The following is a 25,306-nucleotide window of genomic DNA, read 5'->3' as shown; positions in this document are numbered from 1 at the left end:
TTTGGTAAAAAGATTACGCTGACCCTGTCATTGTTAAACAGGTAATCACTATGTGTAGCGCGCGTACTTTCCCCGCTTTACCGCCACCGGTAAATCAGCTTGCCGGCAAAGCGGGAACGGGTGAGCTATATGCGTTGCCTTCAGTGCATTGTAGTGACGCTAGCACGGTGTTGGTTGCTGACAAGCCGGTATTTGGTGCAGATATAACGCTTTGCGAATACTGGGCGGAGCAACCTGTAACCGTCGCCGAGGTCGGTCAACCACTGGCATGGCTGAGTCATGATGCCTGTGCCGGCCTTTTTCTGCAGGGGATCAAGGCGCCTGTGTCTGAACTGTTTTATACCGGACAGTTAATTTTAGCGCCTACCCGCCCGCTGACAGTGTTTCGGTGTCGCCACTTAGCATACACGGCGCATCTGTTTTGTTTTTCGCTGACATCCGCTTCGCAGTGCTTATTTTGTACCGGCTTGCGACATCAGCGAAGCAAGCCCTGAGTGTCGTTGTACCCGGGTATTCACTACCTGGGTAAATTGCGAGGTGGTAGCAATAAGCATGCAGGCCCGTTTGGCCCTTGTCAGCCCCGTATACAGCAGCTCGCGGGTATTCAGCGCCGCCATCTGGCTACTGAGCGGCGGCGCCAGAATCATCAGCACCCGGGCAAACTCTGAGCCCTGAGACTTGTGCACCGTCATGGCGTAAACCGTTTCTACTGTTGGCAACCGACTCAGGCTGACCGCTCTCAAACCTGTTTCGGTTTCAAACCAGGCTTTCAGCTGGTGATTCTCATCTGGCCAGATAATGCCAACATCGCCATTGAACAGTCGCTGTGCATAGTTATTCTGTGTAACCATCACCGGGCGTCCCTTATAATGGCGACTAACAGCACCGGCAGCAATGACACCCAGTGCCTGTTCAATATTCAGATTAAGTTGTTCAACCCCTAACGGACCGCGGCGGGTTGATGTCAGCCAGCGACATGTCTGCATTGCAGCTAATGCTTCTGTGACGCTCTTACTTTGGGCAATAGCAGAAAAACATTGTTTAGCCATGACGCTCAGTCCGCTTTCAAATTTATCCGGTGAGACCATGCTCACGCCGTCTGAAGCAGCCATAATGTCGTCGGGTAATGCTGCAAGACAAGATATACCCGCCATAGCTTCGTCAGCCTCTCCCTGCCTGATCCCCCGTGCAACTACTGACAGATCGCCGCTGAAACGCTGGCTGACTTTTAGGGTCTGGACATAATCACGTGCCTGATTACTGATCGCTAGCGCCGGTAACCTCGGGTTCAGTTTCTTAAGGTGTGCAGAAAGTGGCTCAGACACCTCGTCGTTGCGCTGATCGTTAATCAGTGCTTCGAGCACATTACCCGACTCGACCGCTGGCAGCTGGTCTGCATCGCCAACCAGTATAAGTGCGGCATGCTCGGGTAATGCCCTTACAATACGGGCCATCAATGCAGTATCTACCATGGAGGCTTCGTCAATAATGAGCACATCACAGTTCAGTGGTGACTGTGCATGATGACGAGTCTGTACGCCATAGCGCGAAATCCCCAACAACCTGTGCACGGTCACGGCGTCGGTGGAAACGCTGCTGATTAAATCTGGAGGAAGATCTGCCTGTAACTGACCCAATGCATGAGATACTGACTCATTCATGCGCTGTGCGGCCTTACCTGTCGGTGCAGCAAGCTGAATATTCAGCGAGAGACTATTCATGCATTGTAAGGCAAGCAATAACCGTGTCACCGTGTAGGTTTTTCCGGTACCGGGACCACCATTGATAATGGTGAAACGCTGCTGCAGCGCGGCAGCGGTTGCAATCTGTTGCCAGTCTTGCAGCATAGCGCCCGTAGCCGGGAACAGAATCGGCCAAATCGGGCGCAGCCTCTCGTAATGGGCTGGTTCGGGAGCGATTCGCGCGATACGCGCACTCAGTGCGCTGGCAATATCATTTTCAAACTGCCAGTACCTGAGCGTATATAAACGTCCCTGTTCATAGCACAGCGCGTCGTTATAATTACACTGACTCATAGCGCGCTCTACCGCTTCGTTCAGCACAGGTTGAGCGGGGAAAAGCCATCCTTTAGATTCGCTCTGGGCATCTTCAAAAAGACGAGTGTTCGCTAATACGTCAACCACGAGACAGGTATGCCCCTGACGCTGATGATACGACAGCGCCACCAGAATCATAAACCACAGGCGTTGGTGTTCGGCATCGGAATCGCAGTAAAACTGTGAGGCAAAATAGCCATCAATTAGCTCGACATCTGCCAGTTCGGTGAAAGTGTCAGGAAAAGCAATTAACTGCATACGCTTTCTCCCGCTTTATTCTGACTGTCCTGACTGGCGAAAAGGCGGTCCAGGGCATGTAATCGTGAAACAGAAAGAGGCGTAAAGTACACGCCTTCTTTGTTCTCGTTTTCCGGGTGCATACCGCGTACATAAAGATAATAAACACCGCCAAAATGCTTTTGTGCTGAATAATCAGGTAAGCTATTTTGCAGATAACGATGTAGTGCCACGCTGTAAATAAGATACTGCAGATCGTAGAGATGGTGCTGATTATTGTGGCGTAGCTTTTCTGGCAAATAGTCACCGAATGTATCGCCCAGATAGGTGGACTTATAATCAGCGACAAAGTATTTACCCTCATACTCAAAAATCAAATCAATAAAACCATGCATCATGCCTTCTAACTGATGCGTATCGAATGCAGGGAAAAATCGGGCGCCATGATCCTGTCCCTGCCGGTAATCGGCCAGAAACTGGTTAAGCTGCTGCTGGCTGAGATTTGCCATGGGAAAATAAAACTCCGCCTCGCGCAGGGTGGACGCTTTACTCAGCCCCGAGAGTGTAAGGCCATTTCTGTTTAACGGCGTGTCCAGAACTTGTTGCAGCCAGTCAAACAGCGCCTCAGTTTCAGCATCATCCAGACCAAACAACTGTGTCATAGGCGCCAGTGTTGTCATCTGCGACTCACTGAACCAGTCTGGACGACTGAAGTCTGTGATCTCAAGAATATCATGCAGTAAGTTACCGGCTGCAGCGCCTTTTTGAAATGAAAAGCGCATTGGTAATGACTCTGGCTCTCCCATTGTCTGCGGAAGTATCTCCTGTAGCTCGGCCTCCCGTCGGGTCTGGTTTACCACCCTCTCTTTTCTGGCCAGTGCAGAAAACGAGTACAGTCGCCATGCCTCTTTTACGTCACCGGTAAACGTATCTACGTTGAGATCTGGAGTGGCTTCTGATGAGATGTCTGATAGCTGAGCATGGGACTCGTCGGTAGCATGGACTAACGCTGTCGATGTGCCAGATTCCTGACTGATACGGGTAATCGCCTGCTCCCAGCTATCATACGCACCAACATCAGCGGCTTTGGCAAGAGACGATTGCAGGTGATTATCAAACGGCGCAACCCCCAGATAGCAACGGTGGGCCGCACGGGTAACAGCCACATAAAGCAGGCGCATAGCTTCTGCATCAGCTTCCTGGGTGACACGCTCCTTAATATCGGGAGTTGCACCCAGTTGCAGGCATAACGTGTTAGTTGTGTCATCAAAGTAGCGAAAAAGCGCGACTTCCTGATTACCGACTTTGACCGGATTGCGATAGTCGCTGGCGAATGGCACAAACACAATAGGATATTCCAACCCTTTAGCGCCGTGTTGCGTTATCAGCTGAATCAAATGCGCATCACTTTCAAGGCGTTGCACATGCTCCTGTGCCAGCGCTGGCTCACTGATTTGACGATGCAGCCAGATTAGTAATTGCTCAGGCTGAGCACGTGTAGCAGCTTCACGTTCAAGTACTTCTGCCAAATGCAGATAGTTGGTGAGCTGGCGCTCAATCTCATCGCCACCCGCTGCAAAAGACTCTTCCATAAGATGGAGTATCAGGGCCATACAACCTCGTTGCTGCCAAATCCGGCGCAGCAGGCTGATGGTCTCCATGACCGACTCCCAAAGCTGGTCATTTTCGTGATAGAGCAGGTCAATAAGGGTCTGATGAGACAATCCGAACATAGGACTACTCAGGGCTGCACATAATCGACCATGATCACTGTAATGCCAGATACCGTCCAGAACGCGATAGAGATCCCTGGCCTCTCCGGCTGCAAAAAGGTTTTCTCTGTTGCTGAGAAAAACAGACGCCAGTCCGGCTGTTTGCAATGCCTGCTGAATAATCTTTGCCTCACCGGCACTGCGCACAAGAATGGCTATATCCTGTGGCTTAAGTGGCGTCTCGCCCAGTCTGGCCTGCTGCAGCAGGCGCACAATCTCATTTGCAATCCACCGGGCAAGCTGCTGTTGCATCACAAATTTCGCTGGCGTGTCCTCGGTGCTATCTGACGCTAAAGCGATATAGTTAAGCGCCTGCCGGTCAGTCTCCGGATCATGTAAGGGTGTTTTGTTAGCACTGGCCGTAGGGGCGGCGTTAACCGGGTCATAGCTTATGTCAAAGCCGAAAACATCTGCCGGCGCCCCATCTAAAGGTGCACCGTAGAATAAGCGGTTATAACTTTGCACCATCGCTGGCACCGAACGATAATTGGTGTCCATCACCCAACGAAAGTCTGCACTTCTGCCGGCTTTGAGATAGGTAAATATATCGCCGCCGCGAAACCCGTAAATAGCTTGTTTAGGATCGCCAATCATCAACAAAATTTCATTGATACTATCGGGTGGGTAAACACTGGATAAAATCTGATACTGGTTAGCATCGGTATCCTGAAACTCATCAATTAACGCGGCGGGGAATTTGCGGCGTAATGCTCGTGCCAGTTCCGTATCTGCATGGTCGGTTTTTTCTGCCAGCATGGTAATAAGATCGTCAAAATCGACAATCCCCTGCTGTGCCTTCTGTCGGGTAACATGTGCACGAATGAAGGCGAATGCCTGTGCTGCCACCTGCATCGCCGGCGCAGCGTCAAGCTGTGCATCACGCTGCTTTTCGATGCTATCGATGGCAGATTTTACCTCAGTAGCCAGGGACTTCAGCGGCGCCAGTAACGCTTTGAGATCGTCTTTGCCTCGCAAACGATTGCCGTGAACAAACTTACCCAGTGCATCTGGTGCCGGACTGACAGATGCAGCGTGCAGCCAGGCGGTGATCTCCTCAAATTGGGATTCTCTTAACGCACGGTTTTTATCATTAATAATCAGTGCATCGGCAATCACATCATACTGACTGGTAATGGTATCCCTGACCTGCTTAAATTGCGGTTGCAGAGCCTTTTGCCGGTCTGCCAGCGCAGCCTCAGCCTGCTCGGTAATCTCCTGCGCGGTAACAACACGAGGACTAAGACCACTGCGAATAGCACTTTCAAAGGTCGCCAGAAATTGCTCTGGAATATGCCAACCAGCTAGCACCAGTAGGCTGTATTCCTCCTCCTTGCCGGACATATGGCGGATCCAGTCCCGGGCCGCCTGCAGATAAAGCTCCCGCGTGTCAGTTTGCAGCGAAAGCTGCATTGCTGCACCGCCTGAGAACGCCAATTCACTTAAGATCCGGTTACAAAACCCGTGAATGGTGTACACCGACGCTTCATCCAGCTCAAGCAAAGCGGCCTGAAGCAATTGTTCAGCCTCTTCACCGGCAAACCGGTCGTACAGCTGGGCAAAAACCGGATCTTCCTCTACCGGCCCGTTAAGACGACGTTCTTGCCAGTACGTCAACGCAGCGTCCAGTGTCTGCGCTATTCTGCCGCGAATCTCTTCGGTGGCGGCATTGGTAAATGTCATCACCAGAATTTGTTGTACACCCAGCTTTTTTTCGAGTAGCAAGCGCAAATAAAGGCGTGTGATATTAAATGTTTTGCCGGTTCCCGCACTGGCTTCGATAAGATGCCGCCCATGTAAGGGTAAAGCTACGACATCCAGCGCAGCACTGGTTTGCACCTCGCCCTTACTCATACTTTTTTCTCTTTATAGTTTTCGGATAATGGCCGGAACAACGTATCCATGGTTTCTAAAGGCAGCGCATCAAGTGATATACCATCGGGAAAAAACCAGCGTGCGTAGTAGTCATCTTTTATTCCGGGTGCGGCCATACTGCCCTGCCATAATTTCTGCCATTCATAGGTCGCGTCATCGCTATGCTGCCACTGAACCAGTGATTGCTCTTTTGCCTTTTTAAGCAACGTAAGCGCTACATCGGCATAGCAGGGAACCGGCTCGCGGTGAATCTGCACATAAAGCTCGGTAAACCGGGTTAGCATTTGTGACGCCGCCTGAGGTTCAACCGGGGCGATTATCGCTTTTCTTGGTACCGGTGCTCCCTTCACCCAGTTAATAAAATAGACTTCCAGCGGCAGTTCGCTACCATGTGCGCAGCACACTAGCAGACTCAGAAGCTGTTCAAGTTTACGTTTAGTATTTTGTGACCCACTGTGCCACAACACCAGCTTGTCGGACATTACCAATACCTGTGCGGTGACCGTAATACCGTTGCACGACAACTGCAGTTTTTGTTCAGTTGCAGCAGACAAATCAATAGCATCAGATAGTGCTTGTGCACCCTGCTCCCAGTTATCCAATAAATCGGTGGTGAGAGGCGTTGAAGGTAATTCCCCGCTGAGTCTGGCCATCTGTTTAATTTGGGCAGTTGAAGCGTGGGTAATCTGTTTCTCAGTCAGTTCGCTTAATACTTTGTAACGCGTGAGCGGATTGTCGGTAAAAGGCTCTGAATCATCTAGCGCGGGGTCTCCACTATCAAGGTTGAGCCCGAGTTGATGGCGGGCGAAGTGACGAAGCGGCTGACACAGGCTTCTGGCCAGTGTTGCAACATCCACCTGTTCGGGAATCTCGGCCTCCTGTAAGGGGGCAACAGGCTCCCTAACCTGTTCATGTCGCATTGCGATTGCATTTGCCAGTCGGAACCAGCCTTTTTCAAATCCCGGTCTGGGTTCGCCAAAGCGTGATACGCTAAACGGATGAAGGGACAGTTTGTGCAAATGGTTGTCGGTAAAGCCATACTCCGCCTGCAATATGCGTAGCAGCTCCTGCAGCACCAGGCTTGGCTGCCGTTCACTATTATCCTGTGCACTGTTCGCCTGATAACTGAGGTACAGATGCTCCCTGGCTGAAATAACAGCCTCCAAAAACAGGTAACGATCCTCTAAGCGCCGCGAGCGGTCCCCTCGCTTACGTGGTGCCTCTGCCATTAAATCTATACTGACTGGCGTAGACTGACGGGGAAACTCACCGTCATTGAGCCCCAGAACGCACACCACTTTAAAGGGGATACTACGCATTGGCAGCATAGAGCAGAATGTAACCTGTCCGGTCAGGAAGTGGTTGCCCGCATCGGGAGAGGAGAAGCGCCGTACCAGCATGTCCCGTATTTGCCTGAGAGAAAGCGTTTCTTCATATTTTGCCTCGCGACAGTGTGCAGCAACGTCAGAGGTAGCTTTTCCTATTGTTTCCCAACTATCAGCCTGTTCAGCAGCAGGCATGAAACACGCTTGCCTTAACTCGGTTAAAAACAGGTGCCATTCATCAGCGGTGCGATGTTGGGTTAATGCACCGGCAAAATAGCGCAGCCGCTCCACCAGTGCGATCAGCTTACCCAATATAACGCTTTGTTGCCCTTCAACGTCAGGAACACTGAGCAGTTCACCGGTCAGAGTAGGTGTATCATTCAATGCCATTCCAACCAGCAACCGTTCCAGGCCCCAATACCAGCTGAACATGGGTTGCGCATCTGCATTGTCAGAAACTGACTGTTTATGCGATGCATCCACGCCCCAGTGAACGTGCGCCTGTTCCAGCCAAAACTGCATAACAGTTAAATCATCCGCTTCAATACTGAATTTCGCTCTAATCGCATCCAGTCGCAGGTAGTCCATGATTTTTGTCACTTCGAAGCGACTGTCCGGCAGACTAAGCAAACTGATAAATGCTGCGACCAGTGGATCAGCATCCAGCGGTGTTCTGTCAGCAATGGAACAAACAATACGCGGCGGTTCCTGACGCTGGGGAGCGGCTGTGCCGACGCGATGAAAAACGGCATCAATGAGCGGAGCATAATCCTCAATCGCCGGGCACATCACCACAATATCCGATGGCTTGATTTCAGGGTTACTTTGCATCAGATACAGCAAGTTGTCGTGCAGCCCCTGCACTTCGCGCAGCGCACTATGCGTATTTACAACCATTACACTATGGTCATCAGGATCTGTGCTAAATTCTCGGCTCGGGTGACAGCCATGCAAAATATCCTGCTGCACCTGATTCAGTAAGGAAGAAGATTTGCTGTGCTCCTCGGGTGCGCTGGTATCAAATGCAGCTACTTCGAAGGTATCCAATTCGGTAAGCAAGTTAAACAGATCTCGCCCTTGCTGCCCCAGATTCCCCAACAGCGGATTATCCAGTGTGTTTTCCCGCCAGGCGGCAATTCCCTGTTGCCGCAGAGTCAGTGCCCGCTCACGGTCACTTTTCACATCTCCCCAGTAACTGACAGAGGGATTCAGATGAAATATATGAATGTCAGTGTGCCGGGCAAGCGCATCAAAAAACTCCACCAGTTGAGGCGCCATGGTATTAATGGCGAATACAATAATTCTTGAGGGAAGATCGCTGCAGCCCTCTTCACTGAGTTTATTGACCGCCTGCTGATGTAATCGGGCCGGATGCAAAGGGATTTCTTCAACCAGCATCCGCCAGATAAGTGCCTGCCACGCCTCATCCTCACTACCCTCAAGATTGACTGCCCCCGCTTCCCAGTTAAACAGCCACTGGGGACGATACAATTGATACTGTTCCAAAACATCTGCCAGCGCTACAGCAAATTGTAACCGCCGGACGCTCTGCTCCTCTTGTGTACCTGCTGTCTGCCAGTATTGGCATACAGGCGCAGTAACACTCTGATGGCAAAATGCATCGCTTTGAATAAGCCTGTCGATACGCCACACCAGCACTTCTCGGCGGTATGCAGATTGTTGGGGAACTTTGTCCTCACCCAATACTGTACGGGCAGTATTCCACATAAACCGGGTAGGTAGAGGGAATGCGAAATTCATCGCGATGCCCTGCTCACTGGCCAGCTGCATATTAAGCCAGTGCTGCATGCCCGGACTTTCGACAAGAATTGTTTCAGGTTGTAATACGCTACCGGGCTGCTGTTTAAGCAAGGCACCTAACAGATAACTGAGATGTTCAAGTTTATTGGAGGGATATAAAGCGAGCAAATCTGGCTTCTTTTGTCTTTTTTATTCATGGTAAGACATTTACTCAGGGACATCCAGATACGGGATATCTTAACGGCGATAAAAAAGCCCGCACAGACCTCAGGACACGAAAAATCTGTGCAGGCAGAGTTATGGGCCGCGTACCGACAACCTGAAAAACACGTTGCCTGGCATGTTTACCGGGTTAGCGCCGATACGTAGCACAAATAACATAATCAGTAATTCAGATTGCGTGCCATTTTAATATTTTAATTTACCCCATAAATTCAACCGCTTGCACCTCCAACAACGTGGCGGCAGCCAATAGCGCAAACTATTTCAGTGCAGTCGCACCGAATTGGCGCATGTTTAGTTCGAAAATGCTGATTGCGATGGTGAGGCTGTCCGGATGCTTTCCTCTATTGAGGGGAATAGGTACAATTCAGACAACATTATTTATCAGGAATTAAGGTTTATGCTGTCCGAACAACAAATTGCCACCATGCTTGCGCTACAGGAAAAGATGAATGCTAAAGTCAACCCTCAGTGGCTTCAGGCTGGCTATGCTTACTTAAGGGCAGCTATGGTTGAGTCAGTAGAGGCTATCGAACATCATGGTTGGAAATGGTGGAAAGCCCAAACCAAAGATATTGCTCAACTACAAATGGAGCTTGTAGATATCTGGCATTTCGCGCTATCAGATTGCATTATCAAGTACAACGGTGATATCAGCGCATCAGCTACAGCCCTGGCGAACGATCTTTCACAGCCATCTGACAATTTACAGTTCGATGGACAAACCTATCACTGGCAACAACAATCCTTACTGGAAAACCTTGAACTGATGGCAGGACTTTGCGCTGCTAAACGCTTCAGCGTACCGCTGTTCATGCATATTGCCACGCAATGCGAGCTGTCGGCTGAGGAATTATACCGTCAGTATGTGGGTAAGAATGTCCTTAACTTTTTCCGACAGGATCACGGTTACAAAGAGGGAACCTATAAAAAGCTTTGGCAGGAGCGTGAAGACAATGAGCACCTTGTAGAAGTGCTTAATCAGCTTGATATGAACAGCGAAAGTTATTCTGACGATGTTTATGAGGGATTAAGACTACGCTATCCGGCCTAGTCCCCGCTCATAGGTAACACACAACCGAAATATCAGTCACACCTATCATTATTTATGGCTGTGACTGATCCGCCACCTGTTCAAACTTCTTGCAGGCAGGGGTAGTAGGATCCCCGCCCTGCAATGCGTCACAGCTAAGGCCTGATAACGAATCAAGACAAGCAACCGCCGCTTGCTCGGTTTCTCCGTCCTCTAGCTGATCGGTCTTTTGCAGATATTGCTCACACATTGAATCCACAACACCATTAATCATCTGCCGCATCTGGTCGTTGAGTTGTTGCTGTGATTCAAGCTCGTCATACGCGCATTGCTGAATTTTGTCACACAAGCGGGTTGAGGCTTCCTCAAAGTCTGTTGCCGCCTTAGCTTGAAAAGAAAAGACGAAGAGAAGAGTAAATGCTGCCCTGATGGATTTCATGATGTATCTCTGGTGGCTTTTTAATCAGAGTAATACAGTTTATTGTGTTTAGCCAAATCAAATACGGCTGGCCAGACGCCAGCCGTATTCATTAACTACATGTCGACAAACTCTATCCGGCTGTCAAATTTTGCATGTATAAGATCCTCATAGCGGGATTCCAGGACATGTCGCTTCACTTTTAGCGTGGGCGTTAATAGCCCGTTCTCAATCGTCCAGGGCTCGTCCAGTACCACGACATGAGCAATACGCTGATGGCTCTCAAGCTCAGCGTTTATGGTTTCCAGAGTTTGCGATAACGATTGCTCGACATCGCCCCTATCCTGATCGACCGCTGACTCGCTGAGCACTAACATGGCAATAGGCTGAGGCAAATTTGTTCCGGTAACACAAACCTGCTCTATCAACGGATTTTCCATAAACGCGGCTTCTATAGGGGCCGGTGTTACATATTTACCCTTCTCAGTTTTAAAAATATCTTTCAGGCGACCGGTAATCCGAATATACCCTTCGCTATCCATCTCGCCTTTATCGCCGGTTTTCAGATACCCGTCGGTGGTCATGGCGTCCAGCGTTTTTTCAGGTTCCAGGTAATATTCAATCATGTTGCACGGTGATTTGACCTGAATTTCGCCTTCGTCGGACAAGCGAATATCCACACCATCATACGCTTTACCAATCGTACCAATTTTGTCTTCGCGAAATGGCACACTGGCAGTGCCATAGGCACTGTTTTCTGTCATCCCCCACCCTTCGGAGATATTAATTCCAATCTTACTGAACCAGCGAATGACAGCCGGAGCCAGTGGCGCTGAGCCACTGGCCCAGAATCGTGCTTTATCGAGCCCAAGCCCCTGGCGAATCTTACGGGCAATCATTTTATTGAGCACAGGCACAGATAATAAAAAGTTTAAGCGTTTCTGGGGAATCTTGGCCAGAATCCCCATCTGGAATTTTGTCCATAGGCGCGGAACAGATACAAACAATGTAGGTTCACAACGCTTCACATCACGTTGGAATGTATCCAGTGACTCGACGAAATAAACCTGAGGTGCGGCATAAAAAGCAGCCAGCTCAATAAGTACCCGCTCAGTTATATGCGCCAGCGGCAAATAACTGAGATAACGATCGCTGTGGTCGACCGACAACGCCCCGAGGCAATTTTTCGCAGCCCAGCAAATAGAACGGTAAGTGTGAACGACGCCTTTGGGTTGGCCGGTACTGCCAGAGGTATAGATAATCGTCATCATCGAACCAAGGTTAGGTTCCGGCGAAGCTGACATCGGCTCGCAGTCGATAAAGTCCTGCCAGGTCTGAGACCCACTTATACCCTCATAGGGAAAGCTGACCGTATGATAATGTTCCGGGATAGCAGGTAGCTGCTCTGGCGCATTATCCAGTTTGCCGACAAAAACCAGTTTCACATCGGCGTGTTTAAGTACATATTCAATGGTGTTTTTTCCGGCAGAGCCAAAAATTGGGACAGAAACATGGCCCGCCATCATGATCCCAAGATCACTGATAAACCATTCTGCGCTGTTTTTAGCAAAGATGGCTATACGACTGCTCGGGGGTAATGACATACTTTGCAGACGCGCTGCCACACGGCGTGCCTCATCAGCTACGCGCCGCCATGTATAGGTATCAGTCTGGCCGTCCCGGGGCTGGTTAAGAAATACTGAATCTGGCCGTTCCCGCTCCCATTTATACAGCATTGTAACCGGTGTTTCAGTCACGTCGGATACAGATTCATTTGCGAGATCCAGAGGCATAAGTATTCCTTTTTGAAGCAATTTTATTTACTCGAATTTTACAAATATATAATAAGCATGTTTTATCTCTCAAGCAGATTCGCATAATTCCTTTAGATATAAATGGATAAGTCTGACCTATTGGCAAATTTGTAATCTGCCAGGACTGACCGGTTTTATGTTGAATTTACGCATTAAACCGTGTACCGATAGATCAACGGTAATTAATGGTAACCCACTATGATCACATTTACGCTGAACGATGAACCCCAAAAGTATGACGGCGACCCCTCCATGCCGCTGTTATGGTATATACGCGATGATATAGGCCTCACCGGTACAAAGTATGGGTGTGGTATGGCGTTATGCGGAGCCTGTACGATTCATGTAGATGGTGATGCGACGCGGTCATGCAGTCTGCCCATGTCAGCCGTCGAGGGAAAGCGTGTAACCACCATTGAGGGGCTGGACAAAGATAATGCCCACCCTGTACAGGTGGCCTGGGCTGAACATGATGTGCCACAGTGTGGGTATTGCCAGAGTGGTCAGATGATGCAGGCAGCAGCGCTGCTGGCAAAAAACACTGCCCCTTCTGATACTGACATTGAACAAAGTATGTCAGGCAATATATGTCGTTGCGGTACTTACCCCAGAATTCGCAAAGCAATAAAAGCGGCATCAAAGGAGAGTCAGTCATGAGCAAGTATTCAGCGCAGCGCCGACACTTTTTAAAGCAAATGGGTGTGGGTACAGGATTAACACTGGGTGTTTCCCTGTTACCTAAAGCAACATTCGCTGCAACCAATCAAACGCAAACGGCGCACCTGGCTCCCAACGTCTTTGTTGCAATCACTGAAGATGGCACACTTGAGGTTACGTGTCACCGCTCAGAGATGGGCCAGCAGATCCGCACTGCCATTACACAAATTATCGCCGATGAACTCGACGCGGACTGGCAGCGCGTGAAAACCCTACAGGCGGATGGTGATAAAAAGTATGGGGATCAGAATACTGACGGCTCGCGCAGTATACGACGCAATCTGGCGCGCCTGCAGATGGCCGGTGCCACCGCCGCATTACTTTTGAAGCAGGCTGCAGCAAAGGGCTGGAATGTCGAGCCTGATAGCTGTCAGTGCAAAAACCATCAGGTTATACATACGGCGTCCGGCCGCTCTGCAGACTTCTCACAGCTGGTGAGTGTTGCTGCGACCCTACCAATGCCCGAAGAAGGCCTGGTTAAGCCCAAAGCCCGTAAAGACTGGCGTTATGTTGGTAAGGGCATCAGAAGTATTGATATGGAAGCGGTACAGGCCGGTACCACAATATTTGGTCAGGATATCACTATTGACGACATGCTTTACGCGGTTATTCAGCGTCCGCCAGTTATGTTTACACAACCTGACTCTGTCGATGATAAAAAAGCCCGCAGTATGAAGGGAGTGAAAGACGTTATTACCCTTCCTACAGCAAGCGCCCCCGCTAACTTTTTTCCTCTGGGCGGTGTGGCGGTTCTGGCAGATAATACCTGGACAGCGATGCAGGGTGTGAAAGCGTTAAACATTACATGGACTGAAAATGACCACAGCAAATACGATTCGCAGTCAGAAAAGCAAATACTGAAAGAAACCGCACGCAAAGCAGGTGAAGTCGTGCGCCAGCGCGGTGATATAAAGCAAGCACTGAACTCGGCGCACAAAACCGTTGAGGCAACCTACTACGCCCCGTTACTGGCCCAGGCGCCTATGGAGCCACCTGCTGCCGCAGCGCGCGTAGATGGGGATAGCGCAGAAGTTTGGACCAGCACGCAGAATCCCCAGGCTGCCCAGGCGCTTGTTGCAGAGATACTTAAGATTCCCGTTGAGAATGTCACTATTCATGTCACATTACTGGGCGGTGGTTTCGGCAGAAAATCAAAACCGGATTTTGCCGCCGAAGCCGCGTGGCTTGCCCAAAAGGCTGGACGCCCGGTTAAAGTTGTCTGGCGCCGGGAAGACGATATCCAGCATGGTTTTTATCACACCGTCAGTGCCCAGCATATCCGCGCTGCCCTGGACGAAAATGGCAACGCCATCGCCTGGCATCACAATACGGTCTTTCCAACAATAAGCAGTACATTTTCAACAGAAGCCAATAGCCCCAGCAGCGGCGAACTCAGGCTTGGCTTTATTGATAATCCGTTTGATATCCCTAATATTCAACTGGAAAAAGGGCAAGCAAAGAACCATGTTCGTATCGGCTGGTTGCGTTCTGTTGCGAATGTTTACCATGCGTATGCTATTCATACATTTGCTGATGAACTGGCCTATGCGGCAGGTAAAGACAGCAAAGCCTATTTGCAACAGCTTATCGGAAAACCCCGCCACATCGATCTTGCCAAAGAAGGTGCTGAATATGACAATTACGGCGATCCGCTCGAGACCTATCCTATCGATACGGGCCGCTTGCGTGCAGTCCTTGACAAAGCCACAGAGATGGCTCGATGGGACGATCGGGAAAAAGAGAAGCGCCATCTTGGCGTAGCGGCACACCGATCTTTTTTAAGCTATGTCGCTACGGTAGTTGAAGTCGTTGTTGATGATAATGGAAGCTGGCGAATTCCTAACGCCTACATTTGCATCGATGCAGGCACTATTGTTAATTCTGAGCACGTCAAAGCGCAATGTGAAGGGGGGGCGATATTCGGGTTAAGCTGTGCAATTGGTGAAATCAGCGCCACTGATGGCGCGATAAACCAAACTAACTTTCATAATTATCAGGTTGCGCGCATGCAGCATGCTCCTGAGAATATTGAGGTTCATATTGTTGATAGTGACGCTGCGCCCGGCGGTGTCGGGGAACCCCCTACACCACCCTTTGCACCGGCATTGGCTAACGCGCTGTTTGCCGCAACCGGAAAGCGTATTCAAGAACTGCCTATTCCGCTTACGCTAAAAGCTTAAACCGACGAAACATCAGGCCAGTGCTGCTCGATCAAAGTAGTTATCTGGTCTGCTGGCAACGGCCTGGAATAAAAAAAGCCCTGATGATTATAGCAGCCAAAAAGCTGCAACGTTTCTGCCTGTGAAAGTGTTTCGACGCCCTCTGCCACACATTCCATATTGAATGTTTTAGCCAGTTCGATGGTGGTTTTCACCAATGCAGCCGCCTGAGGATCGACATCAACCTCTTCAATAAAGCTTTTATCAATCTTAAGTACGTCCAGCGGAAACTTTTTCAGGTAGCTAAGCGACGAATAGCCCGTGCCGAAATCATCCAGAGAAAACAGAAACCCGGCGTCCTGAAATTCTCTGATTCGAGCCTGTGCAAACTCACTGTCTTCCATCAACAGACCTTCAGTTATCTCAAAGCGCATCGAACGTTCTGTCAGATTACGCTCATAGAGCATTTTTCTAAGCGTATCCAGATGCAGCTCGGCTTTAAACTGAAGCGCTGAGATATTTACCGATACATAACCATGAAACCCCTGATGCTGCCAGCAGGCCAGGTCATCAAGTGCACGAACGATAGCCATACGTGTAACATCAACAATGTATCTGAGCTGCTCCAGCACCGGAATAAATTCTCCCGGTGACATGGGTGTGTCGGACATATCACAACGAAGCAACAGTTCCACACCCTCGATGGTTTCGTTATTCGCATCGACAATTGGCTGATACTGGTTATAGAAACGGTCTTCCTGGTAGGCAAGTTTAACGCGATTTTCCAGCGACATTTGCTGTCGTGCTTTGTCATTCATTTCTGCAGTAAAATACGTAAAGCCATCTACCGTATCTTTTTTGGCGGTATACATCGCGACATCTGCCTGCTTGATGAGCTCTGCTGGAGTAATTGCATCGTCAGGATAAAAAGATATTCCGATACTACAGGAAATACACAGTATCTCGCCGTCTATGGCAATGGGCGTCTCCACGGTTTCAATCAAATGCGCGACAAAAGAGCTAAGCGTGTCTGTACATTCAACCCGCTCTCTTACGATGACAAATTCATCGCCACCCAGCCTTGCTACAGTATCCTGATGGCTGGAGAGGCTGGTCATTCTCTCAGCGATAACTTTAAGCAGCTTATCGCCCACGCCGTGACCCAGGCTGTCGTTGATACCTTTGAATCGATCCAGGTCGATAAACAACACTGCCACCTTCGTGGCATCATCCTGGGCGTTTTCTATAGCGTGAGATAAACGATCCAGCAACAAGTTGCGATTTAAAAGGCCGGTCAGACTGTCATAACTGGCCATCTTGACCAGTTTTCGCTCGGCTTCCTTTTGCTCTGATATATCACTGAAAACCATCAGATAATAGTCTATACACTCAGGTTTGTTTTCATCAGCGACTGCTGATATGTCAATAATTACATCATGATGATGACCGTCAGCTGCGTGCACGGTCGTTTCACGTCTTATAAACCCACCGGGCTCGAGTGACAGAAGCGGCTCATACATCTGTTGACGAATTGCAGGTTTACGACGGTACAGCTGTGATAATGCCTCATCAGCCGTATCGTTTTCAGATAACCCCAGTGCGCGGCAGAAAGCAGGGTTTACAGCCATCGGCAACATTTTTTCATCAAAAACAATGACCCAGTCTCGGGTTTGCGTAAACGCCTCACCCATCACTTTAAGCTGGCGCTCAGTGCGAGCCAGTTTCTCAATAGATTGCTGCCGAAAACGTATGTACGCCCACACTGCAACAATAAACAAGATCAGATATACAGCGTAAGCAAATGGTGAGCGAAAAGGTGGATAGGGAATAGTAAAGGTTAAAACACCGGGCGTAACATTGTAGTCATAGCGCTCGGTGGTTGGTGCTACCTTGAATTGATAATCGCCCGGCCCTAAAAATGCAAAAGCAGCTTTGCCCTCTGATGTTACCGACTGGCTCAGTAGCCGACCATTTCGATTTAGCTCATAAACATAATTATCAGCCGCATTAAAACTTGCCAGGATAGAGGAAAAATGGATCTCAATTCCAAAGTCGTCGTGATGTAAATCAAGATGACTATCACTGAGATTTTTCATTGGCAATGGCAAGTTACGCGAGTCCAGCGATATACCACTGATGACCATAGGCTGCTCTGGTCGCTGAATGGCATTACCATCGCTTAAGGCAGAGGGGTCGAAAATCGCAATGCCACCTGTAGAGCCATAGGCAATTCTGCCATCGTGAAGAATAAGCGCCGCGCCGTCATTAAACTCAGAAACATTGAGCTCACGCCCATATACGAACTCTTTGATCAGCCGGTTTTCCGGGGAAAAGCGGAAGACCCCCTGATGAGAACTAAACCAAAGGCTGCCCTGTTCATCAGCTTTAATGCCATAGACAATGTCGGTTTTTAAAAGATTGTCGCTATTAAAGCGTCTGATCACACGACCTGACTCTATATCGATACCCAACAGCCCAAATCTCGGGAAGCCCAGCCACAAGACATCATCCTGAATTTCCCACGAGGTGGCTGACGCACCGCTGGCTTTTTCAGCAGGCAGATATTCGTAAAGTAACCTGCTGCTAAGCGTTTGCGTATCTACCGCCCATATGCCGTCAGCGGTAGATAAGAGCATATTATTATCAAGCGCTTCAGCCGTTCCCAGAAAATACCCGCTGTCTGCAGCCTGAAGCCGCTCATCAGCGAATTCAAGTTTTTCCACAGTCTGCGTCTCAGGATCGTAGCGGTAGTAGTCATGAGATAAGAAGTACAGCCTGCCCCGTGTATCGACTGCCAGACCATAAACCCAACCTGCAAGAATCTCTGCACCCTGCTGACCAGCAACAGGCAACGACATCGTTTGTCCTGTCAGTTTGTTAAATAGCTGTACCTTCCCATACGATCTGATATACAGCGTGTTCTTATCCGCAGTTGGTAAAATCTGCTCGATTTCAGCCTGATCGGCCAGCGCTGGCGGTTGTTGGAGAAACATTGTCGATTCAAGGTTTGTCAGATCTAGCCTTGTTAAACCGTTACCGGTTCCCGCCCACAGTATTTCATCACTGTCTTCATACAAAGACCAGACGATATTATTCGTTAGTGGTGGCTGTGGGTCGCCGACTAGATTCTGAATATGCGTTATGTTTTGATTGTCTGGCGTCCACAGCATGGCGCCCCCCATCTCAGTACCCAGCCATAACGTATTGAGCTTATCCTTTGCGATTGTCCTGATTTTCGATTTAGCCAGCTGCTGCTCCCCAATTTGCGCTTCCAACATATGAACGCTGCGCCAGCTTCCTGATGTTTCTTTTCTCAGGGAAAACAGCCCCTCATTGGTTGCCAGCCAAAATGAATTTGAGCCGTCAGGTACAATCTGCCAGATGTTTTGCTGTGTATTGACCGCGCTGAAAGTAGTCTGCACCCCATCGTCGAGGTCATTTTGCAAGCTAGTCAGGTCAGCTTTAAATAAACCTTTAACCGTGCCAAGCCACAACCTGTTCTGCGAGTCGGACATAAGAAACTTCGCATTCTGATTGTTCACATCCGCTGGTATGTCGCCAAGGTAGTTTACTTCCTGGGTTCTTTTATCCAACGTACCTTCGTCAGATCCGACTTCAGCGCCCTCATAGGTGAGATTCAGGGCATAGACTCCAGCGGAAGTGGCGACAAACAAATATCGCGAAGCAGGATAAATGGCTCTGATAATATCTTCATTATTGCGTAGTGCTTCTGGCAGCGTATAGACAACTTCGAGACCACCGTCAGCTGTGACTTTCACAACCTCATGTTCAAGGGCCACAAACAATTCGCCGTGCGTATTTTCTTTAAAGTCAACCGCCGACTGAATCCACTGGTAAGTAGCGAGGCCTGGTCTGTCAATTGCCAGACTGACCTCACTGGTTGTCAAATCCAGGGTGAACACCCCCGATTCCAGTGAACTTATCCAAAGCCGGTCCTGCCCATCCAAAAACAGTTTTTCTATGCTGGCGTTAACAAGAATATTGTCCGGACCAGCTATGTTTACAAGGTGATGACCGTCCCACCTATCCAACCCGCCCTGCGTTGCTAGCCATACAAAACCAGTATCATCGATAAGTATGTCATTGATGGAATCCTGACTGAGTCCCTGGCGTGTCGACAAACTGGGAATAGAAGATGACTTGATAACGGGTGCGGTTGCCCCCGGAGAAGAAAATACCATTCCAACCAGACACAGAGTAAAGCATATTACCGCCGCGACAGACCGGTAATAATTGCAATGCTGTAGAGGCTTAGCGGTATCAGGACTTATCACAAGTTACCTTACAGATGAGAAATACAATGGTTTCTAAGTTAAACCTATATGAGAATGCAGTGGGTGTCACTGCAACTTTATGCTAATACAAAAAGGTGATTTATATCACAATTCATATACAGGGTGTTAATAGCGTACATCTGCCTGCTGCTTTTTTCGGTAAAGCGAAGCGCCGACTTCATAAAGAGCGTAACCGATAAGCCCTGCCATCTTCAGTAAGGTAAGCGAAAATATAGCCACAGAATATGCATTTGCCACCCAAGCTGATTGCAATGATAAGCGCTCAAGCAGTGTAAACAAGTGCAGAAAACCTAACAGGGTATAGATTGCGATAAAGTAACGGGTAACTGCAACCGGAATAACCGGCATATAGCGGCGCAACAACAGAATACTCAATGCAAAAAGCAAATTTGAAGCACCGAACCCAAGGTACCAGGTATAAAAGCCCAGTGTAGAAAACACTTCCATGGAATTGAGGCTCTTTACATAGTTCTCTATACCAAAATGCAGTGCTTCTACGAGAAGCGTGCCGAGAAAAATAAAGGAAAAAAGTGTGATTTTTCTTACAGACAGTGAATATGCCAAAAGCGCCGCTGTGTAAAACAACGGCCAGAATATTGAGGTCACATCAAGAAATATAAAGTCCAAATTCCTGCAAACTACCGTTAAGAATCAGGGTCATCCTTAGGTGGGTCTTTTGGCAGTTCGCTACCAAAACCGTCACCACTGGGGGATGCACCGCATGTATGTGGAAATGCCTCGCAAACCGTTTTCATCGAAAATGAAGTTGACGTGTCAGCGAGCCCCTGGGCCGAAGCACAAAATGATAATAACCCAGTACCAATTACCGCCGCAATTCTAATTAACTTCTTCATACACAGTCCTTTATAACAAAGCATCAGCAAATGCTGACGCTTTATTATTGTCGAGAATTATCGGATGTGCAGAAATTTTTATTGGTTACGCTTTAACAGGTACTCTGCCGGTACGTATAACCTGACGCCGGATACCAGTAACAGGAGCCAGCCGGTAAAGATCGCCATTACGCCCTACATATCGCTTTCTCACGCCAGCCTCTCTGGCTATCTGACCGTGCGCTTCCAGATGTTCAGGCTCGCCATGTACAGGAATAGCAACCTGCGGCTTAACCCAGCTGTACATTAGTTTAAGCTCTTCTGCACACGGGTGCCCGCTGGCGTGGATGGGTAATACACTTTCTTCGCTGGTAATAGTCGAAATACCCAGCCCTTTGAGCTGACTGATAAGATTGTTTACGGGTTGTTCATTACCGGGAATAACAATACTTGAGAAAATAACTGTATCACCTTTATCCAGAGATAGCTGATGGTGATCGTCACGGGCCAGGCGGGCCAAAGCGGCGCGTTGTTCCCCCTGACTGCCGGTTACTACCGCCAATACCTCGCTGGGTGGCAGATAGCCAGCATGACTGGGATCAATCAAAGTCAGATCCTCAGGCCAGACGTCCAGTTTTCGTGCAATACTATACATATTGAGTAGCGAACGCCCATAAAGCGCCATATAACGGCCGGTTTTCTGTGCTACCTTCGCCAGGGTGATCAGACGCGCCACATTACTGCCAAAACAACTAACAACAACACGCCCTGTCAATGGCCTTATGGTGGCAAGTAAGCCATCGAAACAATTTCGCTCTGAAACAGAAAAACCTGGTTTGGTGGCATTGGTAGAATCACCTATCATAGCCAGTATATTTTCACTGCCAAGTTGCCTGTAAAGCGCAGCATCAAATGGCTTACCGGTTACTGGCTGAGCATCAATTTTCCAATCTGCTGTATGCAGAACACTGCCCGCCGGTGTGGTAATCTTTAATGCGAAAGGATCAGGAATGGAATGCGTTACTGCCAGCCAGTTGAGCGAAAACGGACCGACCTGCTTCTCATTACGTTCATCAACAACAATTATCGGTACTTTATCCTCAAGGCCGGTTTGGGCTAGCTTGCGTCTGAGTACCTCTGCGGTAAAAGCGGTGGTATAAACCGGGCATCGCAAGCGCGGCCACAGGTATGGTACGGCGCCAACGTGATCTTCATGAGCATGCGTTATTACCATCCCGCAAAGACTCTCTTTTTGCTGCGCGATGAATGCAGGATCGGGGGCAACGATATCAAATCGAGCCGATGCAGAAGCATCAAGATAGGGGGCGACTAACGGCTCATCAAAGCTAACGCCACAATCTACCATCAACCATTGCCCGTCATGACCGTACAGATTCATATTCATGCCGATTTCTCCGGTTCCGCCAAGCGGAACAAACCACAAATCGTCGGGACCTGGTGTAAGTGTAGAAATAAATGCCTCCTTGAAACCCGGTATATTCAGGTAGCCGTTGAATGGAAAAGTGTAACACAACAAGCGATTTTCAATCCCTCACGGCCTGATACAAAAAAGGCAGAGCCAACGCTCTGCCTTTCATCAGAAATACCAACGCATTACTTAACTACGTCCATTTCCTCAATAAGGTTAGTTGCCCCGTCAACATACTCCATTACCCAAAGCATGTAACGTGTATCCACATGAATAGTGCGAGTGGTTTTAGGGTCAAAATCCCAGTCAGAGTTAACACTTTCAAAGGTGCCGTCAAATAACAGGCCGACCAGTTCAGCCCGGCCGTTCATGGTGGCTGAGCCTGAATTACCGCCAGTAGAATCTAGGTCACTTAAAAAGTTAACCGGAACACTATCGATAGAGGCCATTTCATAGGGGCCGAACTTTTCAGCTTTGATCAATTCCAACTGTTTCGCAGGCGCATCGAACGGTGTTTCGCCAGTGTCTTTTTCAACAATGCCCTGAAGACGGGTGAAAGGTTCGTAAATCAGGCCGTCTTTTGGTGAGCCTCCCAGGACATTACCATAAGTCACGCGTAAGGTGCTGTTCGCATCCGGGTATGCCAGACTACCCTGGGACTTCTGCCAGTCAATGATTGCCTGCATGTAACCAGGTGTCAGTGCTTTTGACTCACCCGATAAACTCTTGGCACGATCTTCATTCTCCATCTCCGTGTCATACAATGCGACCGCCAGTTTTACGAACGGGTCATCGCTGGACTTAAACGCCTGAGGCTTAGCATCAATAAGCGCAAGACGATTATCGACCTGATTCATCCCAGTTTGCTGGTAATAGTCAGCCAGAATTTGATCGACCTTTTCAGGTGATGTATCTGCGGATAACCCCAGAGCTTCATCAAACGCTGCGATTCTGGCTGCCGCTGGCTGCTGAAGGTATTGCTTGATAAATGTAGCCCAGACGGCCTTATCAACAGTTGCATCAAAGCGCCTTTCAATACGCTGCATGCTTTCTTTAAGGCGACTTTGGTCACGGTCCTGATAACCAGGCTCACGCTTCGCATCCGGTTTCTGCTGTTCAATAGCATTACGGTAAAGACGCTGGGCAGCGCTAAGTAGTTGTGGTCGGGTAATATTGCGATACCAGAATGTTTGCTTGCTCAGTGCAGACTGTTGCTTCTCGACATCATCCAGCTTTGCAATGGTTTCAAGCTGAGCTTCGCGCATACCCGCAGATGATAACCACTCATTTAATGCTTTTTCACGCTGCTCGCGTCGCTCAACCAGACCAACCCGCTTCGCCCCGGCGATTTGCCCTTTGGTGTTTTTCAGGAAGTTATTCAGTCCGGCAAGTGTAGACTCATACTTGATACGCGCATCGCTGCCTTCGGGCGCGGCTTTCTCAATGGTATCAATCCAGGTTTCGATTAAATCGATATAAGTGGGATATAACCAGTTAAAGGTGTGTTTTACCGCTACCAGTCTGGCATACCGGTCTGTGGAGCCAGGATAACCCGCCGCCATCACAAAGTCGCCGTCCTTCAGGCCGGCAGCAGATACTTTGAGCACATGCTCAGGCTGATACGGCACATTGTCCTCGGCATACTCTGCAGGTTTGCCATCTTTACCCACATAAGCCCGGTAAAAGGAGAAATCGCCAGTGTGGCGCGGCCACATCCAGTTATCAATATCACCGCCATATTTACCTACTGAGTCTGCAGGCGCATAGGCAATACGAACATCCTGTATCTCCAGCTGTTTAATCAGCTTGTACTCTTTTCCATTATAGAAAGACGGTACTGAACAACGATAGCCCGGCTCGGCCTCGCACTCCTGAATCAGTTGCTTTTGCATATCAACGATAGCATCAAAACGCTCCCGCCCGGTCACGCTCTCATCAAGTTTGCCGAGGATTTTGTCCGTCACATCCGAAAACTCAACGGTTACATACATCCGGGTTCCTGGTGCGGCAGGTAATTCGTCACCTATCTTTTTCGCCAGAAAGCCATTCTTCAGATAATTATTTTCAGCAGTAGAATTGTACTGAACAGAGCCCCGGGCACAGTGGTGATTGGTTACCGCCAGTCCTTTATCCGATACAAATGATGCTGAGCAGCCGCCCAGAGAGACAATAGCGCCCATAGGGAAGTCAGTCAGGTCGCTTAATGATTCGGGGGAAATTTCTAAGCCGGTCTTTTTCAGATCTGCGCTTATCTGGGGAAGCTGTTCAGGCGTAAACATGCCTTCTTTGGCGAATGTGCTGCCTGTGCTGGCAAGAAGTATTGCACCAGCCAGATAGCTTATTTTTTTAGACATTACAGTTCCTTATTCGAGTGTCGTCCCAAAGATACTACCCTGTAATGTGTTAAGCGCCCAGTCTAAACGGTAAAAAACCAATCGTTAAAATGTGTAAATTTGTTGCAACGGTAAATTCATCGTGAATCTACCGTTATCAATCGCGTAAAGGCGTGGCTTTTATCAGGCGTGATCATGATGCAGCTGGGCGTTCAACTCGTCGATTACCACCACCCACTGCGCGTCTTCATCAATGGCCTGTTTAAGAAACGCAGCCTGAGAATCGTTCCAGAATGGCGCTTCTTCGATATGCCGGCTTTGATTCATGCCTTTATGCTCTTCAATAAATGCATCCATCCCCTCTTCGCTGGAATCAAGTCCCAACTGGGTGAATAAGTCTGCCATTGTTGGCTGTTCTGTATACATAATTGCTCCATTATCCTGTTGTATTAAAAGTAGTAAACGGGTTCTCGGAAGCAAAAGATCAGCCTTGGCAGTGATGCAAAAAGTCAAAGACCTTGCACCATAAACAAAAAAACCACTGAGGACTTCAGTGGTTTTTAAGTACAGTGTGAGCAATGGTTACATCAGCTTTTCAGCAAGCTCGTCCGGTTCCATTACCTCACCGTCTTCGCCCGGTACCGGGCAAACCATAATGCACAGTTCATCCTGCATAAGGCCCGGCGTCCATTTCTTCAGCCAGTCTTCCAGCGTCACCGCCATAGGTTCACAATCAGCCCAGTCCTCTGTAGCCCACAGTAAGGCTAAGCCGGCATCTGGCCACACGGGTACACCGTCTTCATCTTCAGTACTTAACATGACGCAGCCATCTGCGTCCTTGAGAATCCAGACTTTCTGGTTATCTTTAATTCCAGAAATTGTCTCTTGTAAACGCAATGCTGCACTCACGCCCAACAGGGGATGTTCATCTAGAGCCATAAATAATTCCTATGATATTGATTGCTGACAGTGCAAACGCGCTGTTCAGCCTTAGCGCTATGTAATGCG

General features: G+C 49.0%; 16 protein-coding genes. 4 read left to right on the top strand and 12 right to left on the bottom strand.

Translation table 11 applies throughout. The annotated features are described in order from the left end of the window. The first annotated feature begins 50 nt into the window (after positions 1–50). Positions 51–494 carry a hypothetical protein gene (locus FBQ74_RS06935; protein ID WP_139755983.1) on the top strand — a complete coding sequence of 148 codons (444 nt, stop codon included), beginning with the start codon at positions 51–53 and terminating at the stop codon, positions 492–494. Here FBQ74_RS06935 and recD read toward each other — a convergent pair. From recD to recC, 3 genes are read right to left on the bottom strand one after another with little or no spacing between them, the layout of a single operon-like run. Continuing rightward, a complete protein-coding gene (gene recD, locus FBQ74_RS06930; RefSeq protein ID WP_139755982.1) occupies positions 453–2,315 on the bottom strand; it encodes an exodeoxyribonuclease V subunit alpha in 1,863 nt (620 codons plus the stop codon). The genes FBQ74_RS06935 and recD overlap by 42 nt on opposite strands. Continuing rightward, a complete protein-coding gene (recB, locus tag FBQ74_RS06925; RefSeq protein WP_139755981.1) occupies positions 2,306–5,917 on the bottom strand; it encodes an exodeoxyribonuclease V subunit beta in 3,612 nt (1,203 codons plus the stop codon). Before recB ends, recD begins: the two co-directional genes overlap by 10 nt. Continuing rightward, positions 5,914–9,192 (bottom strand): exodeoxyribonuclease V subunit gamma, encoded by a 3,279-nt coding sequence (recC, locus tag FBQ74_RS06920; protein WP_139755980.1) that lies wholly within the window; start codon positions 9,190–9,192, stop codon positions 5,914–5,916. The genes recB and recC overlap by 4 nt, the downstream gene beginning before the upstream one ends. A gap of 454 nt (positions 9,193–9,646) precedes the next feature. Here recC and FBQ74_RS06915 point away from each other — a divergent pair, with 454 nt between their 5' ends. Further along, positions 9,647–10,300 carry a dUTP diphosphatase gene (locus FBQ74_RS06915; RefSeq protein WP_139755979.1) on the top strand — a complete coding sequence of 218 codons (654 nt, stop codon included), beginning with the start codon at positions 9,647–9,649 and terminating at the stop codon, positions 10,298–10,300. Between the two features lie 52 nt (positions 10,301–10,352). On the opposite strand, the gene FBQ74_RS06910 is transcribed toward FBQ74_RS06915, so the two are convergent. After that, positions 10,353–10,718 (bottom strand): hypothetical protein, encoded by a 366-nt coding sequence (locus tag FBQ74_RS06910; RefSeq protein ID WP_139755978.1) that lies wholly within the window; start codon positions 10,716–10,718, stop codon positions 10,353–10,355. A 95-nt stretch (positions 10,719–10,813) separates the two neighbouring features. Next, entirely contained in the window at positions 10,814–12,490 is a 1,677-nt protein-coding gene (locus tag FBQ74_RS06905) for an AMP-binding protein (RefSeq protein ID WP_139755977.1), read from the bottom strand. 219 nt (positions 12,491–12,709) lie between these two features. Between FBQ74_RS06905 and FBQ74_RS06900 the strand changes: the two genes are divergently transcribed. Both FBQ74_RS06900 and FBQ74_RS06895 read left to right on the top strand, forming a co-directional pair. Beyond that, positions 12,710–13,168 carry a (2Fe-2S)-binding protein gene (locus tag FBQ74_RS06900; protein WP_139755976.1) on the top strand — a complete coding sequence of 153 codons (459 nt, stop codon included), beginning with the start codon at positions 12,710–12,712 and terminating at the stop codon, positions 13,166–13,168. After that, entirely contained in the window at positions 13,165–15,408 is a 2,244-nt protein-coding gene (locus FBQ74_RS06895) for a xanthine dehydrogenase family protein molybdopterin-binding subunit (protein ID WP_139755975.1), read from the top strand. Before FBQ74_RS06900 ends, FBQ74_RS06895 begins: the two co-directional genes overlap by 4 nt. Here the strand turns inward: FBQ74_RS06895 and FBQ74_RS06890 are convergent. From FBQ74_RS06890 to FBQ74_RS06860, 7 genes are all read right to left on the bottom strand, one after another. Then, positions 15,405–19,682 (bottom strand): EAL domain-containing protein, encoded by a 4,278-nt coding sequence (locus FBQ74_RS06890; RefSeq protein WP_139755974.1) that lies wholly within the window; start codon positions 19,680–19,682, stop codon positions 15,405–15,407. The genes FBQ74_RS06895 and FBQ74_RS06890 overlap by 4 nt on opposite strands. Before the next feature lie 126 nt (positions 19,683–19,808). Next, positions 19,809–20,267 carry a hypothetical protein gene (locus FBQ74_RS06885; RefSeq protein ID WP_139755973.1) on the bottom strand — a complete coding sequence of 153 codons (459 nt, stop codon included), beginning with the start codon at positions 20,265–20,267 and terminating at the stop codon, positions 19,809–19,811. 80 nt (positions 20,268–20,347) lie between these two features. After that, positions 20,348–20,557, bottom strand: a complete 210-nt coding sequence (locus tag FBQ74_RS06880) for a hypothetical protein (RefSeq protein WP_139755972.1) — start codon at positions 20,555–20,557, stop codon at positions 20,348–20,350. An 85-nt stretch (positions 20,558–20,642) separates the two neighbouring features. Next, positions 20,643–21,941, bottom strand: coding sequence for a ribonuclease J (locus tag FBQ74_RS06875; RefSeq protein WP_139757893.1), 1,299 nt, complete (start codon positions 21,939–21,941; stop codon positions 20,643–20,645). A 209-nt stretch (positions 21,942–22,150) separates the two neighbouring features. Continuing rightward, positions 22,151–24,319 (bottom strand): S46 family peptidase, encoded by a 2,169-nt coding sequence (locus tag FBQ74_RS06870; RefSeq protein WP_139755971.1) that lies wholly within the window; start codon positions 24,317–24,319, stop codon positions 22,151–22,153. Positions 24,320–24,481: 162 nt separating this feature from the next. After that, positions 24,482–24,724, bottom strand: coding sequence for a DUF2789 domain-containing protein (locus tag FBQ74_RS06865; protein ID WP_139755970.1), 243 nt, complete (start codon positions 24,722–24,724; stop codon positions 24,482–24,484). Between the two features lie 156 nt (positions 24,725–24,880). Next, on the bottom strand, positions 24,881–25,237 hold the full coding sequence (locus FBQ74_RS06860) for a DUF2750 domain-containing protein (protein ID WP_139755969.1): 357 nt from the start codon (positions 25,235–25,237) through the stop codon (positions 24,881–24,883). Between the last annotated feature and the right edge of the window lie 69 nt (positions 25,238–25,306).

The sequence above is a fragment of the Salinimonas iocasae genome (assembly GCF_006228385.1).
In the GTDB taxonomy this organism is placed as follows: Bacteria; Pseudomonadota; Gammaproteobacteria; order Enterobacterales; family Alteromonadaceae; genus Alteromonas; species Alteromonas iocasae.
The sequence above is the reverse complement of the archived record's forward strand: the minus strand, read 5'-3'. Positions and strand labels throughout refer to the sequence as shown.

What these genes read in the sequence shown, in the direction of transcription:
- FBQ74_RS06935 (WP_139755983.1), top strand. Translation starts at nt 51, where the DNA reads ATGTGTAGCGCGCGTACTTTCCCCGCTTTACCGCCACCGGTAAATCAG.
- recD (WP_139755982.1), bottom strand. Translation starts at nt 2,315, where the DNA reads ATGCAGTTAATTGCTTTTCCTGACACTTTCACCGAACTGGCAGATGTC.
- recB (WP_139755981.1), bottom strand. Translation starts at nt 5,917, where the DNA reads ATGAGTAAGGGCGAGGTGCAAACCAGTGCTGCGCTGGATGTCGTAGCT.
- FBQ74_RS06915 (WP_139755979.1), top strand. Translation starts at nt 9,647, where the DNA reads ATGCTGTCCGAACAACAAATTGCCACCATGCTTGCGCTACAGGAAAAG.
- FBQ74_RS06910 (WP_139755978.1), bottom strand. Translation starts at nt 10,718, where the DNA reads ATGAAATCCATCAGGGCAGCATTTACTCTTCTCTTCGTCTTTTCTTTT.
- FBQ74_RS06905 (WP_139755977.1), bottom strand. Translation starts at nt 12,490, where the DNA reads ATGCCTCTGGATCTCGCAAATGAATCTGTATCCGACGTGACTGAAACA.
- FBQ74_RS06900 (WP_139755976.1), top strand. Translation starts at nt 12,710, where the DNA reads ATGATCACATTTACGCTGAACGATGAACCCCAAAAGTATGACGGCGAC.
- FBQ74_RS06895 (WP_139755975.1), top strand. Translation starts at nt 13,165, where the DNA reads ATGAGCAAGTATTCAGCGCAGCGCCGACACTTTTTAAAGCAAATGGGT.
- FBQ74_RS06880 (WP_139755972.1), bottom strand. Translation starts at nt 20,557, where the DNA reads ATGAAGAAGTTAATTAGAATTGCGGCGGTAATTGGTACTGGGTTATTA.
- FBQ74_RS06875 (WP_139757893.1), bottom strand. Translation starts at nt 21,941, where the DNA reads ATGAATATGAATCTGTACGGTCATGACGGGCAATGGTTGATGGTAGAT.
- FBQ74_RS06870 (WP_139755971.1), bottom strand. Translation starts at nt 24,319, where the DNA reads ATGTCTAAAAAAATAAGCTATCTGGCTGGTGCAATACTTCTTGCCAGC.
- FBQ74_RS06865 (WP_139755970.1), bottom strand. Translation starts at nt 24,724, where the DNA reads ATGTATACAGAACAGCCAACAATGGCAGACTTATTCACCCAGTTGGGA.
- FBQ74_RS06860 (WP_139755969.1), bottom strand. Translation starts at nt 25,237, where the DNA reads ATGGCTCTAGATGAACATCCCCTGTTGGGCGTGAGTGCAGCATTGCGT.